The 16,866-nt window shown below is 64.1% G+C and carries 14 protein-coding genes; 8 read left to right on the top strand and 6 right to left on the bottom strand.

Annotation, left to right across the window (positions count from 1 at the left end):
- Positions 1–63 precede the first annotated feature (63 nt).
- The 8 genes from OVA12_RS15430 to mazG all read left to right on the top strand — a co-directional run bounded on the left by OVA12_RS15430 (position 64) and on the right by mazG (position 8,784).
- Positions 64–1,560 carry a CoA-acylating methylmalonate-semialdehyde dehydrogenase gene (locus OVA12_RS15430; protein ID WP_268138856.1) on the top strand — a complete coding sequence of 499 codons (1,497 nt, stop codon included), beginning with the start codon at positions 64–66 and terminating at the stop codon, positions 1,558–1,560.
- 49 nt (positions 1,561–1,609) lie between these two features.
- The gene (locus OVA12_RS15425; protein WP_268138854.1) at positions 1,610–2,860 is read left to right on the top strand and encodes a Zn-dependent hydrolase; all 1,251 of its coding nucleotides are present in this window, start codon (positions 1,610–1,612) and stop codon (positions 2,858–2,860) included.
- 111 nt (positions 2,861–2,971) lie between these two features.
- Positions 2,972–3,259, top strand: coding sequence for a GIY-YIG nuclease family protein (locus tag OVA12_RS15420; protein ID WP_268138852.1), 288 nt, complete (start codon positions 2,972–2,974; stop codon positions 3,257–3,259).
- Between the two features lie 181 nt (positions 3,260–3,440).
- Positions 3,441–4,898: a dihydropyrimidinase gene (gene hydA / locus OVA12_RS15415; protein WP_268138850.1), complete on the top strand. Its 1,458-nt coding sequence runs from the start codon at positions 3,441–3,443 to the stop codon at positions 4,896–4,898.
- An 80-nt stretch (positions 4,899–4,978) separates the two neighbouring features.
- Positions 4,979–5,806, top strand: coding sequence for an ABC transporter ATP-binding protein (locus tag OVA12_RS15410; RefSeq protein ID WP_268138848.1), 828 nt, complete (start codon positions 4,979–4,981; stop codon positions 5,804–5,806).
- 38 nt (positions 5,807–5,844) lie between these two features.
- On the top strand, positions 5,845–6,714 hold the full coding sequence (locus tag OVA12_RS15405; protein ID WP_268138846.1) for an ABC transporter permease: 870 nt from the start codon (positions 5,845–5,847) through the stop codon (positions 6,712–6,714).
- Positions 6,711–7,856, top strand: coding sequence for an ABC transporter permease (locus tag OVA12_RS15400; RefSeq protein WP_268138844.1), 1,146 nt, complete (start codon positions 6,711–6,713; stop codon positions 7,854–7,856). Before OVA12_RS15405 ends, OVA12_RS15400 begins: the two co-directional genes overlap by 4 nt.
- Before the next feature lie 88 nt (positions 7,857–7,944).
- Positions 7,945–8,784: a nucleoside triphosphate pyrophosphohydrolase gene (mazG, locus tag OVA12_RS15395; protein ID WP_268138842.1), complete on the top strand. Its 840-nt coding sequence runs from the start codon at positions 7,945–7,947 to the stop codon at positions 8,782–8,784.
- 236 nt (positions 8,785–9,020) lie between these two features.
- Here mazG and hflX read toward each other — a convergent pair whose 3' ends face one another.
- From hflX to OVA12_RS15365, 6 genes are all read right to left on the bottom strand, one after another.
- Positions 9,021–10,328, bottom strand: a complete 1,308-nt coding sequence (gene hflX, locus OVA12_RS15390; protein ID WP_442793888.1) for a GTPase HflX — start codon at positions 10,326–10,328, stop codon at positions 9,021–9,023.
- Between the two features lie 129 nt (positions 10,329–10,457).
- Positions 10,458–10,715 carry an RNA chaperone Hfq gene (gene hfq / locus OVA12_RS15385; protein WP_268138840.1) on the bottom strand — a complete coding sequence of 86 codons (258 nt, stop codon included), beginning with the start codon at positions 10,713–10,715 and terminating at the stop codon, positions 10,458–10,460.
- 175 nt (positions 10,716–10,890) lie between these two features.
- Entirely contained in the window at positions 10,891–11,757 is an 867-nt protein-coding gene (locus OVA12_RS15380) for a D-amino-acid transaminase (protein ID WP_268138838.1), read from the bottom strand.
- Between the two features lie 47 nt (positions 11,758–11,804).
- Positions 11,805–13,181 (bottom strand): Trk system potassium transporter TrkA, encoded by a 1,377-nt coding sequence (gene trkA / locus OVA12_RS15375; protein ID WP_268138836.1) that lies wholly within the window; start codon positions 13,179–13,181, stop codon positions 11,805–11,807.
- A gap of 41 nt (positions 13,182–13,222) precedes the next feature.
- Positions 13,223–14,590 carry a nitrogen assimilation response regulator NtrX gene (ntrX, locus tag OVA12_RS15370; protein WP_268138834.1) on the bottom strand — a complete coding sequence of 456 codons (1,368 nt, stop codon included), beginning with the start codon at positions 14,588–14,590 and terminating at the stop codon, positions 13,223–13,225.
- Positions 14,580–16,850, bottom strand: coding sequence for a sensor histidine kinase NtrY-like (locus tag OVA12_RS15365; protein WP_268138832.1), 2,271 nt, complete (start codon positions 16,848–16,850; stop codon positions 14,580–14,582). Before OVA12_RS15365 ends, ntrX begins: the two co-directional genes overlap by 11 nt.
- Between the last annotated feature and the right edge of the window lie 16 nt (positions 16,851–16,866).

Here is a 16,866-nt window from a genome sequence, read left to right as displayed (position 1 = left end):
ATACGCGCGGGCCCTTCCAGACAAGACAACAAGTCCGCCAGGGACAGTCCGGGGATCCAGACCATGAAGAAGATCAACAACGCCATCGGCGGCCGCGAAGTCGTGTCGAATTCCGGGCGCGTCGCGCCGGTGTTCAACCCGGCGACGGGCGAGCAGGTGGCCGAGCTGGGGCTGTCGTCGGCAGCCGAGGTGGCGGACGCCATTGCGGTGGCCAAGGCCGCCTTCCCGGCCTGGCGCGACACGCCGCCGCTGAAGCGCGCCCGCTTCATGTTCCGCTTCAAGGAACTGCTCACCGAAAACACCGATGCCATTGCCCGCGCGATTTCCGCCGAACACGGCAAGACCCATGACGACGCGCTTGGCGAAGTGGCGCGCGGCATCGAGGTGGTGGAGTTTGCCTGTGGCATCCCGCATCTTCTGAAGGGTGAGTTTGCCCGCAACGTCGGCCCCGCCATCGACAGCTACTGCGACCGCCAGCCGCTCGGCGTCGTTGCCGGCATCACGCCGTTCAACTTCCCGGCCATGGTGCCGCTGTGGATGTATCCGATCTCGGTTGCCTGCGGGAACACCTTCATCCTCAAGCCGTCCGAGCGCGATCCCTCCGCAGTCATGTTCGTCTACGACCTGTTCCGGCAGGCGGGCTTCCCCGAGGGCGTGCTCAATGTCGTGCACGGCGACAAGGAAGCGGTGGATGTGCTCCTGAAGCATCCGGCCGTGAAGGCGATCTCCTTCGTCGGCTCCACGCCGATTGCCGAATATGTCTATTCCACCGGCACTGCCCACGGAAAGCGCGTTCAGGCGCTTGGCGGGGCCAAGAACCACATGATCATCATGCCGGATGCGGACATGGACCAGGCGGCCGACGCGCTGATGGGCGCGGGCTATGGCTCGGCCGGCGAGCGCTGCATGGCGATCTCCGTCGCGGTTCCGATCGGCGAGAAGACGGCGGACGCGCTGGTTGAAAAGCTCATCCCTCGCGTCGAGGCGCTGAAGATCGGTCCGGCCACGGACAAGTCGGCCGACATGGGCCCGGTGATCACCGAGGCGCACAAGCGCAAGGTGTTGGGCTACATCGACCAGGGCGTCAAGGAAGGCGCCAAGCTGCTGGTCGATGGCCGCGGCTTCAGCCTTCAGGGCTATGAGAACGGCTATTTCGTTGGCGGCACCCTGTTCGACCGGGTGACGAAGGACATGACGATCTACAAGGAAGAGATCTTCGGTCCGGTGCTCTCGGTCGTCCGGGCCAAGGGCTACGAGGAAGCCCTGACGCTGATCAACGAGCATGAATACGGCAACGGCACCGCGATCTTCACCCGTGACGGCGACGCGGCCCGCGCCTTTGCCGACCGGATCGAGGTCGGCATGGTCGGCATCAACGTGCCTATCCCGGTGCCGGTGGCCTATTTCTCCTTCGGCGGCTGGAAGCGGTCGCTGTTCGGCGATCACTCGATCTACGGGCCGGAAGGCGTGCGCTTCAACACAAGAATGAAGACGGTCACCACCCGTTGGCCGGCCGGCATCAAGGACGGCGCGGTCTTCACCTTCCCCAGCCTCGACTGACGGCAAGGCAGCAAGATCACACGGACCACAGCTTCAGGGAAACGGCATCATGGCAGCACTGGGACAGAACCTCAGGATCAACCCGGACCGGCTCTGGGACAGTCTGATGGACATGGCGAAAATCGGGCCGGGGATCGCGGGCGGCAACAACCGCCAGACCCTGACTGATGCCGACGCCGAAGGCCGCAGGCTGTTCCAGTCCTGGTGCGAGGACGCCGGCCTGACGATGGGCGTCGACAAGATGGGGACGATGTTCCTGACCCGCCCGGGCACCGAACCAAACGCCCTGCCCGTCTATGTCGGCTCGCATCTCGACACCCAGCCGACCGGCGGCAAGTATGACGGCGTTCTCGGTGTTCTGGCGGGTCTCGAGGTGGTGCGCACGCTGAACGACCTTGGCATCAGGACGAAGCACCCGATCGTCGTCACCAACTGGGCCAACGAGGAAGGCGCGCGCTTTGCCCCGGCCATGCTCGCTTCCGGCGTCTTCGCCGGCGTGCACAGCCTGGACTACGCCTATGGCCGCAAGGACCCGGAGGGCAAGACCTATGGCGAGGAGCTGAAGCGCATCGGCTGGGTCGGCGAGGAAGAGGTGGGCGCGCGCAAGATGCACGCCTATTTCGAGCTGCACATCGAGCAGGGCCCGATCCTGGAGGCCGAAGACAAGCAGATCGGCGTCGTCACCCATTGCCAGGGCCTGTGGTGGCTTGAGTTCACCCTGACCGGCCGTGAAGCGCACACCGGTTCGACGCCGATGAACCTGCGCGTCAATGCCGGACTGGCCATGGCGCGGATCATGGAAATGGTCCAGACCGTGGCGATGGAGAACCAGCCCGGCGCGGTCGGCGGCGTCGGTCAGGTGAATTTCTCGCCCAACTCGCGCAACGTGCTGCCGGGCAAGGTGGTCTTCACGGTCGACATCCGCACGCCGGATCTCGCCAAGCTCAACGCCATGCGCGCCCGCATCGAAACCGAAGCCGCCGAAATCTGTGAGGCGCTCGGCGTCGGTTGTTCTGTGGAGGCCGTCGGTCATTTCGATCCGGTGACCTTCGATCCGAAACTCGTGTCCAGCGTGCGGGCGGCAGCTGAGCGGCTCGGCTACAGCCACATGGACCTGATTTCCGGCGCGGGCCACGACGCCTGCTGGGCGGCCAAGGTCGCCCCCGCCACCATGATCATGTGCCCTTGCGTCGGCGGCCTGTCACACAACGAGGCGGAAGACATCTCGAAGGACTGGGCCGGCGCCGGCTGCGACGTGCTGCTGCATGCGGTGCTGGAGACGGCGGAAGTGGTTGGGTGAGTGACGTAAGATCGTCAAGATCAAGCAATGCAATCTTCGTCATCCCGGGCGAGTGAAACGAGACCCGGGACCGGAGAGCCGAGGACGCAGACAGAAAAGCGAGAACAGGCAATGCCCGCGTGGGTCTATATCCTGGCCTCCAGACCGTACGGGACGCTTTACACTGGCGTAACGACAGAACTGGGAAAAAGGATTTACGAGCACCGCGATGGGAAAGTCGCCGGGTTTACATCAACATACGGAGTCAAATCACTGGTCTGGTATGAAGAGTACAGCGAAGTGGAAAGCGCGATTGCGCAGGAAAAACGCATCAAGCGATGGCACCGGCAGTGGAAATTTGAGTTGATCGAAAAGATGAACCCGAAGTGGCAGGACTTGTACGGTGATCTGAACAGGTGACGTTGAGAGACCGTGGCTCTCCGGTCCCGGGTCTTCGCTTCGCTACGCCCGGGATGACGACCCGATTGAGATTGTTCAGCGTCATCCCGGGCGAGTGAAACGAGACCCGGGACCGGAGAGCCGAGGGACCAAAAAAGAACAAGGGTCGCGGAGCATCGCGCAACTACAAAGGGGAACAGACATGGCAAGCACTGTGATCAAGGGCGGCACCGTGGTGACCGCTGACCTGACTTACGAAGCCGACGTGAAGGTCGAGGGCGGCAGGATCGTCGAGATCGGCAAGGGCCTTTCCGGCGACAAGGTGCTGGACGCGACCGGCTGCTACGTCATGCCGGGCGGCATTGATCCGCATGTCCACCTCGAGATGCCCTTCATGGGCACCTATTCGGCCGATGACTTTGAAAGCGGCACCCGCGCCGGGCTTGCCGGCGGCACCACCATGGTGGTCGACTTCTGCCTGCCCTCCCCCGGCCAGTCGCTGCTCGACGCGCTGTCCATGTGGCACAACAAGACCAGCCGGGCGACGGCGGACTATTCGTTCCACATGGCGGTCACCTGGTGGGGCGAACAGGTGTTCAACGACATGGAGACCGTCGTTCGCCAGAAGGGCATCAACTCCTTCAAGCATTTCATGGCCTACAAGGGCGCGCTGATGGTGGATGATGACGAGATGTTCTCCTCGTTCCAGCGCTGCGCGGAATTGGGGGCACTCGCCATGGTTCATGCCGAGAACGGCGACGTGGTGGCCCAGATGCAGGCCAAGCTTCTGGCAGAAGGCAACACTGGACCTGAGGCGCATGCCTATTCGCGGCCCGCAGAGGTCGAGGGCGAGGCCACCAACCGCGCCATCATGATCGCCGATATGGCGGGCGTGCCGCTCTATGTGGTGCATCTGTCCTGCGAGCAGAGCCACGAAGCCGTGCGCCGCGCCCGGGCCAAGGGCATGCGCGTCTTTGGCGAGCCGCTGATCCAGCATCTGACGCTCGATGACAGCGAATATGCCCATCCGGACTGGGACCATGCCGCCCGCCGCGTCATGTCGCCCCCGTTCCGCAACAAGATGCATCAGGACAGCCTGTGGGCCGGCCTTTCCTCGGGCTCGTTGCAGGTGGTGGCGACGGACCACTGCGCCTTCACCACGGCGCAAAAGCGCACGGGGATCGGCAACTTCACCCAGATCCCCAATGGCACCGGGGGGCTTGAAGACCGCATGCCGATGCTGTGGACCTATGGTGTGGCGACCGGCCGCCTGACGATGAACGAGTTCGTCGCCGCGACCTCGACCAACATCGCCAAGATCCTCAACATGTATCCGAGGAAGGGCGCGATCCTTGTGGGCGCCGACGCGGACATTGTCGTCTGGGACCCGAACCGGGAAAAGACGATCTCGGCCGCCAGCCAGCAATCGTCCATCGATTACAACGTCTTCGAGGGCAAGCATGTGAAGGGCCTGCCGCGTTTCACGCTCACCCGCGGCCATGTGGCCATTGAAGAGACGAAGGTCAACACCCGGGAAGGCCACGGCGAGTTCGTCGCCCGCCCGCCGGTCACAGCCGTCAACAAGGCCCTGTCGACCTGGAAGGACCTGGTCGCCCCGCGCAAGGTGGAACGCACCGGCATTCCCGCCAGCGGGGTTTGAGCAAGGACTGGCGCGCAAGGACCGCTGGCACGCCACCAACATATGAGCAGGACGGACCAGGGCAATCCAGGGGATATGAAATGAACACTGCCGCTCAACTTTATACCCCCGCCCCACATGGGGACCGGGCCGGGCCTGTGATTGATATCGAGAAGCTGTCGCTGACCTTCGCGACCAACGACGGACCGGTCCATGCGCTGTCCAACATCGACCTGAAGATCGACGAGGGCGACTTCGTCTCCTTCATCGGTCCGTCGGGCTGCGGCAAGACCACGCTGCTGCGCGTCATTGCCGATCTGGAGCAGCCGACTGCCGGCAGGATTGCAGTCAATGGCATGAGCCCTGAAGAGGCGCGGCTGAACCGCGCCTATGGCTACGTGTTCCAGGCAGCCGCGCTCTATCCCTGGCGGACCATCGCCGGCAATGTCGCCCTGCCGCTGGAGATCATGGGGCTGGATGCGAAGGAGCGTGAGGCGCGGATTGCGCGCAATATGGAGCTGGTCAACCTGAAGGGGTTTGAGAAAAAATTCCCATGGCAGTTGTCGGGCGGCATGCAGCAGCGTGCGTCCATCGCCCGCGCGCTCGCTGTCGAGCCGAAGCTGCTGCTGATGGACGAACCCTTCGGTGCCCTCGACGAGATCGTGCGCGATCACCTGAATGACCAGTTGCACCAGCTTTGGGCCAAGACCAACAAGACGGTGGTCTTCGTCACCCACTCGATCCCGGAAGCGGTCTATCTCTCCACCAAGATCGTGGTGCTCTGTCCGCGCCCCGGCCGGATCTATGACATCATTGACAGTGACCTGCCCCGCCAGCGCACGCTTGATATCCGCGAGACGCCGGAGTTCCTGAAAGTCGCCCACCGCGTGCGCGAAGGGCTGAAGGCAGGACACTCCTATGACGACTGAGGCCGCCGTCCGCCCCCTTTCTCCCTTTGCTCGGCCTGATGTCCGGCACTGTCGGCCCGGTGCTGGTGGTCCTGCTGGCGATTGTCGCCATCTGGTATGTGGCGGCCGTTGCCCTGAATGCGCCGTTCCAGCGCGACATCTACGCCCGCGCCGGACAGACTGATGTCCCATTCCTGCAGCTGGTCAACGATACGCTGGCGCAGGAGCGGCCCATCCTGCCCTCACCGGCACAGGTGGCCGTCGAGATCTGGGACACAACCGTCAACAAGAAGATCACCTCCAACCGCAGCCTGATCTATCACACCGGCATCACGCTCTCCTCGACGCTGACCGGCTTTGTCATGGGCACGCTGCTCGGCATCGGGCTCGCCGTGCTGGTGGTGCATTCGCGGGTGCTGGACAAGTCGCTGATGCCCTGGGTGATCTCGTCGCAGACCATCCCGATCCTGGCCATTGCGCCGATGATCATCGTGGTGCTGAACGCCATCGGCATTTCCGGGCTGATCCCGAAAGCGATGATCTCGACCTATCTGTCCTTCTTTCCCGTGACGGTCGGCATGGTGAAAGGCCTGCGCTCGCCCGAGCTCATCCATCTCGATCTGATGCGCACCTACAGCGCCAGCCGGGCCGAGACCTTCTGGAAGCTTCGGCTGCCCTATGCGGTGCCCTATCTCTTTGCCTCGATGAAGGTCGGCATTGCCGCAAGCCTTGTCGGTGCCATCGTCGGCGAGCTGCCGACGGGGGCTGTGGCCGGTCTTGGCGCGCGGTTGCTTGCCGGATCCTATTACGGCCAGATGGTGCAGATCTGGTCGGCGCTGGTGGTGGCCTCGGTCGTTGCCGGCAGCCTGGTGGCGCTGATCGGCCTTCTTGAAAAGGCGACGCTTGCGAAAATGGGGATGAACCGATGAGCTCGATCGCCACCAGCCTTCCCCGGTTCGACACGCCCGCGCGCCTTGCCATCGGCGTGCTGGTCTTCGCGGTGCTCGGCCTCACCGGCACGGCCTTCCAGCCGGATCTTGGCGCGCTCGACCTGCCGCGCCTGTCCATCGTCGTCACGGTGCTCGCCATTCTCGGCGTGCGCTACAGCCTCGGCTTTGCCCGGCACCGCGTCGGGGATCTGGTGATCGGCCTCGTCACGCTCCTGTCGGCGTGGTTTCTGATCGAGACTGTCGCCAACCATCCAGGACTGGCGGCACCCGGGTTCTGGTATCTCACCATTGCCACCTGGTTTGCGAGCTGGCTGTTCGTGGAGCGGATGGCACATTGGCGGGGCCTGTCGCCATCCGCGCAGAAGCTGGTCAATCTGGCGATCCCGCTGATCTTCGGCGCGACGTTATTGGTGCTGTGGCAGCTCGTCGTGGTCGGTGCCGGCATCCCGCAGGTGCTGCTGCCCTCCCCCGGCGCCATTGGCGCGCGGCTGGTCAATTCGGTGCCGGTGCTCTGGGCCGATTTCCAGCAGACGTTCCTGAAGGCGGTGCTAGCCGGCTATGCCATCGGCTGCGGCAGCGCCTTTGTCGTGGCCATCCTGATCGACCGGGTGCCGTTCTTGCGCCGGGGCCTGCTGCCCATCGGCAACCTGGTCTCGGCCCTGCCGATCATCGGCGTCGCCCCGATCATGGTGATGTGGTACGGCTTCGACTGGCCGTCCAAGGCAGCAGTCGTCATCATCATGACCTTCTTCCCGATGCTGGTGAATACAGTCGCAGGGCTTGCCGCAGCTGACGCCATGCAGAAGGACCTGATGCGCACCTATGCGGCTTCCTATTGGCAGACGCTGGTCAAGTTGCGCCTGCCCATGGCCCTGCCCTTCATCTTCAACGCGCTGAAGATCAACTCCACCCTCGCCATGATCGGCGCGATTGTGGCCGAGTTCTTCGGCACGCCAATCGTCGGCATGGGGTTCCGCATCTCCACGGAAGTGGGACGCATGAACCTCGACATGGTCTGGGCAGAGATCGCGGTCGCAGCGCTCGCCGGGTCGCTGTTCTATGCGGCTGTTGCCCTGATCGAGCGCATCGCAACGTTCTGGCATCCCTCGCAGCGCGGCTGAGCGGGCCGAACCGGCATAGGCACCTGGCCGGGAAGCCTGTAGGCTCCCGGCCAGTTGATTCCGTCTGATCTGCCTTGCGAGGACCGCCATGAAGCCCGGCCGCGACATTTCCGTTCTCATCGACATCATGGCAGCGCTGCGCACCCCGGTTACGGGCTGCCCCTGGGACCTGGAACAGGACTTTTCCACCATCGCCCCCTACACGGTCGAGGAAGCCTACGAGGTGGCGGAGGCGATCAGCCGCAACGACCTCGATGACCTGCGTGAGGAACTGGGCGATCTGCTGTTGCAGGTGGTCTACCATTCCCGCATGGCAGAGGAACAGGGCGCGTTCAGCTTTCCCGATGTGGTGGAAGCGATCACGAAGAAGATGATCCGCCGGCATCCGCATGTCTTTGGCGACGACACCGCCCGCACCTCCGGCATGGCCAAGGGCATGTGGGACCGCATCAAGGCCGAGGAAAAGGCCGAGCGCAAGGCGCGCCGCGCGGCTCTGGGGCTACCCGATACGGAACCTGGCTATCTCGATGCGGTGCCCTCCGCCTTCCCGGCCCTGATGGAGGCAGAAAAGATCCAGCGGCGGGCCGCAAGGGTCGGTTTCGACTGGGACAGCTTTGCGCCCGTCATCGCCAAGATCCGGGAAGAGCTCGACGAACTGGAAGCCGAGCTGAAGGACCACACGGCGCCTGCTGTCACCGGCAACGTGCCGGATGCGATCAAGGACGAGATGGGCGACGTCATGTTTGCGCTGGCAAACCTTGCCCGTCATCTGGAAGTGGAGCCGGAAGACGCGCTGAAGCGGACCAATGCCAAGTTCCGCCGCCGCTTTGCCGCCATCGAAGCCGAAGCCACCCGCCGCGGCGTTGCGCTGGAGGACATGACGCTCGATGAGATGGAAGCGGTGTGGCAGGCGGCGAAGGGGAAGTGATCAGGTAGGAGCACCTGCCGACAGTTCCCCTGCCCAGGCCTCCGACAAGCCTACCCGCCGTCATCCCGGACGAGCGTCAGCTCGAGCCGGGACCGGAGAGCCGAGGTCTCTCAGGGATGAGCGGATGGAAACATCGATACCTGGACTCTCCGGACCCGGCTCGGCGCTGCGCTTGGCCGGGATGACTTCGGAGAGGTCGAGGTTTGTCATCAAGCCAAGCGAGGAGCTCCAGCCCCTCACTCCGCCCCCTCAATGAACGCCCCATAGCGCGCCCGGAAGTTGCCGCGCTGCTTGTCGGAGACGCGCACGGTCAGCTCGATGCCCTCGTCCGTGTCCTCGCGCGCCAGAACCTCGGAGATCTGGTAGAGGCCGGCCAGCAGGTGACCGTCGGTGACGGGAAGAACGAGATCGAACCGGTCATCGCCAATGGCAACGAAATTCTCGATCCGCTCCAGCAAGGCGTCGACACCGTCGCCGGTGAGCGCTGACAGGGCGATGGCACCCTCAGGGCCGTTGGCGGCGAGGAGCTTGTCGCGCCGCTCACCGTCCAGGCAGTCGATCTTGTTCCAGACCTCGACGATGGGTGCGCCGGTCTGCGGGCTGACGCCAAGGGCCTCGAGCGTCCTTGAGACGTCGACGGCCTGCGCCTCGGTGTCGAGATGGCTGATGTCGCGCACATGCAGGATGAGATCGGCTTCCAGCACCTCTTCCAGCGTCGCGCGGAAGGCGGCGACCAGATGGGTCGGCAGTTCCGAGATGAAGCCCACGGTGTCAGACAGGATGACCTCGCGGCCGTGCGGCAGCTTGATCCGGCGCAGGGTGGGATCGAGCGTTGCAAACAGCAGGTCCTTGGCGAAGACTTCGGCGCGGGTCAGCCGGTTGAACAGCGTCGACTTGCCGGCGTTGGTGTAGCCGACCAGCGCGATCACCGGCTGGGGAATCTTCTTGCGCTTCTTGCGGTGCAGGTCGCGGGTGCGCCGCACCTGCTCCAGTTCGCGCTCCAGCCGCAGGATCTTCTCCTGGATCTGGCGGCGGTCGGCTTCGATCTGGGTTTCGCCAGGGCCGCCCATGAAGCCGACACCGCCGCGCTGGCGTTCAAGGTGGGTCCAGGAGCGCACGAGCCGGCTTTTCTGCCAGCTGAGATGGGCCAGATCGACCTGCAGCCGGCCTTCCTTGGTGCGGGCGCGGGCGCCAAAGATTTCCAGGATCAGACCGGTCCGGTCGATCACCTTCGTCTTCAGCTCTTTTTCCAGGTTGCGCTGCTGGATCGGCGTCAGCGCGTGGTCGACCACGACGACATCGACCTCATGCGCCTCGACCAGGGCCGCGATCTCCTCAACCTTGCCAGTGCCCAGAAGCGTCGCCGGTCGCGGCTTCTGCACGCGCACGATGAGCGCATCGGCAATGTCGAGATCAATGGCTGCACACAGGCCGACGGCTTCTTCCAGCCGGGCTTCCGGGCTGCGCGTCGATGCGAGGTCGGCTTCAGTGCCTCGCGCGGTCTTTTCCGGGGTGATCGGTTCAATGACCAGCGCCCGGGACAAAGGAGCGCGCCGGTCAAGGTCTGGACCTCTGTCGCCGGGCGCAGTTTCGCCGCGCCGGAGGTCATCCGGCGCAGCAGGTCCGCGCCGGTTGTCGTCCGAGGGATCGTCGGAGGATGTGGACTGCGTCAATCAGGCGCCCGCTTTGTCGGAGCCTTCTTCGCCCGGCTCGAACAGTTGAACCGGACCATTCGGCATGATCGTCGAAATCGCATGCTTGTAGACGAGCTGCGAGTGCCCATCCCGACGCAGAAGAACGCAGAAATTGTCAAACCACGTCACGACACCCTGAAGCTTGACGCCGTTGATCAGGAAGATCGTGAGGGGGGTCTTCTGCTTGCGAAGATGATTGAGGAAGGTGTCTTGGAGATTCTGCGCACGCTCAGCCATGAGTCTTCTTATCCTGTTTCTGCCAGATCCGGCCGTGGCATCTGACAATTGCTTTTATCTGGCTCGGGAAGCGAGGCCCTGAACACAAACGCTGCCGCCTCTCCCGGTAAAAACCGGGTCCACGGATTGAGTCTATATCAAGTCAGCCATACTGCCCCACTACTATTTCACACGTTTACTGGATTTCTTCCAGATGGCTTGCGCTGTGATAGGCCTGACGCAGTCCGGTTGCGATGCTGCCGGGATGACCATTGCCGATCGGCCGGCCATCGAGCTGCACAACCGGCATGACCAGCGTGGAGGCGGCCGTCACGAAGGCCTCGCGTGCCTCAAAGGCTTCCTCAACCGTGAAGGCCCGTTCCTCGAAGCGGATGCCCTCGCGGGCGACCAGATCCAGCACGACCGAACGGGTGATGCCCTTCAGGATGCCGCTTTCGGCTGGCCGGGTGACAAGCACGCCATCCTTGGTGACGATCCAGGCGTTGGTGGAGCCGCCTTCCGTGACATAGCCGTTGGCATCGACATACCAGGCCTCCTTGGCCCCGTGTTCGCGCGCATATTGCTTGGCAAGCACGTTCGGCAGCAGGCCAACGGTCTTGATGTCGACGCGCGGCCAGCGGTTTTCCGGATGGCTGACGACCGCAATGCCGGTCTCTGCCTGCTTGTCGCCGGCGCGCGGATTGGTCGACTTCGAGGTGATCACGATCGAAGGGGCGATGTCATCAGCCGGGAAGAAATGATCCCGGCGGGCCACACCGCGTGTCACCTGCATGTAGACGAGCCCATGGCGGACCCGGTTGCGGCGGATGACTTCCTTCATCACGAAGGTGAGCGCCGCACGCGACATCGGCATGTCGATGCGCAGCTCACGCAAGGACCGCTCCAGGCGGTCCAGATGCCGCGGGCCGTCGACCAGATTGCCCTGCCAGACTTCACAGACCTCATAGACGCCATCGGCAAACTGATAGCCGCGGTCTTCGACATGCACGGCAGCAGTGGCGTGGCGGGCATATTCCCCGTTCACATAGGCAACTCGGCTCATCGGATCACATCCCTGCAACGAAAGAAAAACAGCGCGAGCCTTGCGGCTCAGAAGAACTCGAGACTGACGCGGAACATCTGCTCGACCTGGCGCACCCGGTTGGCCATCGCGAAGATGACGATGCGGTCGCGAGCCTGGATCTGCATGTCGCCATTGGGCATCAGCACCTTGCCACCCCGGAACACCGCCCCGACGCGGATGCCATCGGGAAGGTCGATGTCGCGCAGCGGCCGGCCGACCAGCGGCGAGGTGTCCAGCGCCTCGGCCTCGATCACCTCGGCAGCGCCATTCTGCAGCGAATGGACGCCGCGGATACGGCCGCGCCGGACGTGCTGCAGGATACGCGAGATCGTCACCGTACGCGGGCTGATGTAGGCATCTATTCCCAATGCATTGGCAAAGGCCGGATAGCTCGGGTTGTTGAGCAGCGACAGGTTGCGGCGGCAGCCCATCTTCTTGGCCATGACGCAGGACAGGATATTGACCTCGTCGTCGTTGGTCAGCGTGACCATCGTGTCGGCCGAGGAAACGTCCGCCTCCTCCAGGATCGCCTGATCCAGCGCCGAGCCATGCAGGATGACCGAGCGCTTCAGCTCGTTGGCAATGCCGACGGCGCGTTCGCGCGAGGATTCAATGACTTTGATGCGCGTCTTGGACTGGCGCTGCTCCAGCGCCTTGGCAACGTACAGGCCGATATTGCCGCCACCGGCGATGACGACGCGATTGGCCTCCGGTTCCTCATGGCCGAAAATGCCGAGCGTGCGGCGGACCTGGTCGCGCCGTGCGACGACATAGGCAAGGTCGCCGACCAGAAGCTGGTCGGAGCTCTTCGGCACGAACAGCTTGCCACCGCGGAAGACACCGACCACGACGGCGCCAAGATCAGGGAACAGGTCCGTCAGCTGGCGCAGCGGGGTGTCCACAACAGGACAATCTTCCTGACAGACGATGCCGACCATCACGACCTGGTCGTCGGCGAAACGCACCGTCTCGGCGGCTCCCGGCAGCGCCAGCCGGCGCAGCACCATGTCCCCCACTTCGATTTCCGGCGAGATGATGACGTCGATGGGCAGGTGCTCGCGGGCAAAGAGGTTGCGCCAGCGGCCCTGCAGGTAGCTCTGGGCGCGCACGCGCGCGACTTTGGTCGGCACGTTGAACAGCGAATGGGCCACCTGACAGGCGACCATGTTCACCTCGTCATAAAGCGTGACGGCGATGATCATGTCGGCCTGATCGGCGCCGGCCTGCGCCAGAACATCAGGATGCGCGCCATTTCCGACGAAGCCGCGCACATCCAGCTGGTCGCTGATGGCGTTGACGAGCTTGGGCGAGGAGTCGATGACCGAGACATCGTTCTGCTCAGCCGCCAGACGCTCCGCAATGCCGTAACCGACCTGCCCTGCCCCGCAAATAACGACCTTCATCGGCCTGAACTCCGGATAGACTCACCGCGCCAAGACGCGCTTCACGATAGCCCTAGCGACTTCAGCTTGCGATGCAAGGCCGATCGTTCCATTCCAACGAATTCGGCCGTGCGCGAAATGTTGCCGCCAAAGCGCTTGATCTGCGCCTGGAGGTAATCCCGCTCGAAGATTTCACGGGCCTCGCGCAGGGGCACAGACATGAGATGGTCGCCGCCGCCGTTCGAGGGAAGATTGGGCAGCATCGCCCCTACTTCGGCCGGCAGCAGATCGGCGGTGATCACGGCAGCCGGATCGGCACGCGTCAAAATCATCAATCGTTCGACGTTGTTGCGCAGCTGGCGGATGTTGCCCGGCCAGTCGTGGGTCTGCAGCACGGCCATGGCGTCCTCGCCGATCCGGCGCATCGGCAGGCCGGCGCTGGAGGAGATCTGCTCCATGAAGTGACGCACCAGAACCGGTACATCCTCGCGCCGTTCAGCCAGGCCCGGCACCCGGAGCGGCACCACGCCGAGACGGTGATAGAGGTCCTCGCGGAACGCACCGTTGGCGATTTCCTGCTCCAGATTGCGCGCTGTCGATGACAGGATGCGGATGTCGACCTGGACTCGGGTGGCCCCGCCAACGCGGGTGAAGGTCTGGTCAACGAGCACGCGCAGGATCTTGCCCTGGGTCTCGCGTGGCATGTCGGCGACCTCGTCGAGGTAGAGCGTGCCGCCATGCGCTTCTTCGAGCGCGCCGACCTTGCGCAGGTTGCCTTTCTCGTCCTCGACGCCGAACAGCTCCTCTTCCATGCGCTCGGCCGTGATGGTTGCGGCGTTCAGCGCGACAAAGGGGCCCTTCGAGCGCGGCGACAGGTCATGGATCATACGCGCCGCCAGCTCCTTGCCGGCACCGGATGGTCCGGAAATCAGAATGCGGCTGTTGGTGCCGGCGATCCGCTCGATGGTCTGGCGCAGCTGATGGATGGCATTGGACTCGCCGATCAGCTTGGCCGTGTCACCGGAGCGCTGCTTCAGGTCGCGGATCTCGCGGCGCAGGTTCGAGGCCTCCAGCGCCCGCTCGGTGATGAGCAGCAGCCGGTCGGCCTTGAACGGCTTCTCGATATAGTCGTAGGCGCCGCGCTTGATCGCCGAAACGGCGGTTTCCACGTTGCCATGGCCGGAGATGATGACAACCGGCAGATCCTTGTCCTGCGCCTTGATCTCGTCGAGGAGCGCCAGTCCGTCCAGCCGGCTGCCCTGCAGCCAGATGTCCAGCACGACGAGCGAGGGGCGCCGGTCCTTGATGGCGGCAAGAGCCGTGTCGCTGTCGGACGCGGTGCGCGTGCCGTAGCCTTCGTCGTCGAGAATGCCCGCGATCATTTCGCGGATGTCCGTCTCGTCGTCCACGATCAGGATGTCATAGGCCATGGCCGGTCACTTCTTCTTGCTTGATGTCGTGGTTTGGTGACACGGCAGCCCCCTCCGCCGCCGCATCCTGAGGCCCGATGATCAACCGGACCATTGCCCCGCACTCGCCCTCGCAGACACCGGGCGCATCGAGCAGTTCGATGCCGCCCCCGTGGTCTTCCATGATCTTGCGCACGATCGCAAGTCCAAGCCCGGTGCCCTTTTCCCGGGTCGTCATGTAAGGCTCCAGCAGTCGCTGGCGATTTTCTGTCGGCAGGCCGACACCGTTGTCGATCACGTCGATCACCTGCCTGTCGCCCTCGGCCCGCAGCACGATGCGGATCCGGCCCTTGGGCAGGTTCTCGCCGGTGCGGCCCGCGACGGCTTCGGCAGCGTTCTTGATCACGTTGGTAAGCGCCTGCCCGATCAGGCGCTGGTCGACAAAGCCCTCGATCGGACCTTCGGGAAGCTCGGTGCGGATCTCGATATCCGGATTGCCGACCGTCTGCAGGAAGGCGGCCTCGCGCACCATGTTGCGCAGATCGGCCCGCGCCTTGCTGGGCTTGCGCATGCGGGCAAAGGACGAGAACTCGTCGACCATTTGCCCGATGTCGCCGACCTGGCGGATGATCGTGTCGATGCACTGGTCAAAGACGGAACGGTCGTCCTCGACCTTCTTGCCATAGCGGCGCCGGATGCGTTCGGCCGACAGCTGGATCGGCGTCAGCGGGTTCTTGATTTCATGGGCAATGCGGCGGGCAACGTCGGCCCAGGCCGAGTTGCGCTGCGCGGAGACAAGGTCTGTGATGTCGTCCAGCGTGACCACATAGCCATGCTCGCGCCGGGTCGACTGCTCGGTCGTGATGCGGACATTGACGGTGCGCTCGCGCCCGCCCCGCACCAGGGTGATCTGGGTTTCCTTGAACCGCTCGGTCTCCTTGTGGATCGCGACGGCGACGCACTCGGCCAGCTCCGGAATGACCTCAGAGATCGGCCGATCGAGTGCATCGCTCTCCTCGATCTGCAACAGGGCACGGGCGGAACGGTTGACGAGCGTGATGGCGCCCTCGTCGTCAATGCCGATGACTGATGCCGTCACCCCGGACAGCACAGCTTCGGTGAAGCGGCGGCGGCGGTCGATCTGCTCGTTGGCAGCCAGCAGCGCATCGCGCTGGCCACGCAGCTGGCCGGTCATGTTGTTGAAGGTCGAGCCGAGATTGGCGAGGTCCCCCTCGGATTTCTCGGTCACGACCTCAACATAGAGATTGCCCTTGGAGATCTGGTCAGCGGCAGAGATCAGCCGGCGGATCGGCGCGACAAGCCGGCTGGAGAAGCCGAAACCGATCCAGATGGCGGACAGCAGCAGGATCAGCGCAACCCCGAGATAGATCAGCGCGAAAGCCACCTGGGCCCCGAACCGGGTTTCCTCCATCTTGGTGTATTCGGTCGCCCCTTCCTCGGCGAGGCGTAGATACTCGGTCACGCGCGGATCCATGCCGCGTGTGACATAAAGATACATGCCCTCGAAGGACTGCAGCTTCATCACCCCGCCGACCAGGTTTGACGAGCCCGGCGCGATGAGGACCGGCTCGCCGGCGTTGGCCTTGGCATAGGTGTCATTGGGCGGCAGCAGGATGTTGGCGCGCGGATCCAGCACCACGCGGGTGACGACCGTGCCGTCCTCCTTCATCACGAAGGCGGCGAGCAGACCGCGCAGCTGCGCCTGGGTGGTGAAGAAGGAATCGAACCGGGTCGGCTCGTAGTCATAGACGCCGCGGGCGCGGTCGACGTCGCTGGCCATGGCTGTCAGGTCGGCGCGCAGCACATGCGCATGTTCCTGCAGATAGGCCTGGGCGACGGTAAGCGCGTTGTCGATGATCTGGCGCGTGCGCTGCTCGAACCAGCGGTCCAGCCCCTGATCGAGCGTGATCGTGGCGACGACGGCCATCAGCAGTGCCGGGACGGCCGCAATCAGACTGAACATGGCGACAATGCGCACATGCAGCCGCGCTGCAGCCCGGCCCTTGCGCCGAGCCTGCAGCAGCTTGAAGATTTCGAGAAGGATCGCCGCGACAAGCCCGCTGGCCAAGAGGCCGTTGACCAGCATCGACAGCTTCACGACCTGCTGCGTCGGCTCGATCGGCGTCGCCCCCGTCAGCACCATGAAGGTGACGGCAATCGAGACGAGCGACAGGATCATGACGGCGAGGCCGACGCGCCGGCCAAGCTTGCCGCGCGAGCCCTGATCCACATCCGCGCGCGGATCACGTTCCAGTATCATCCGTCCTCATCGCGTC

This window comes from Pannonibacter sp. SL95, assembly GCF_026672425.1.
Taxonomy (GTDB): domain Bacteria; phylum Pseudomonadota; class Alphaproteobacteria; order Rhizobiales; family Stappiaceae; genus Pannonibacter.
Note: the sequence above shows the minus strand (reverse complement) of the source record. Positions and strands in the feature narration are given on the sequence as shown.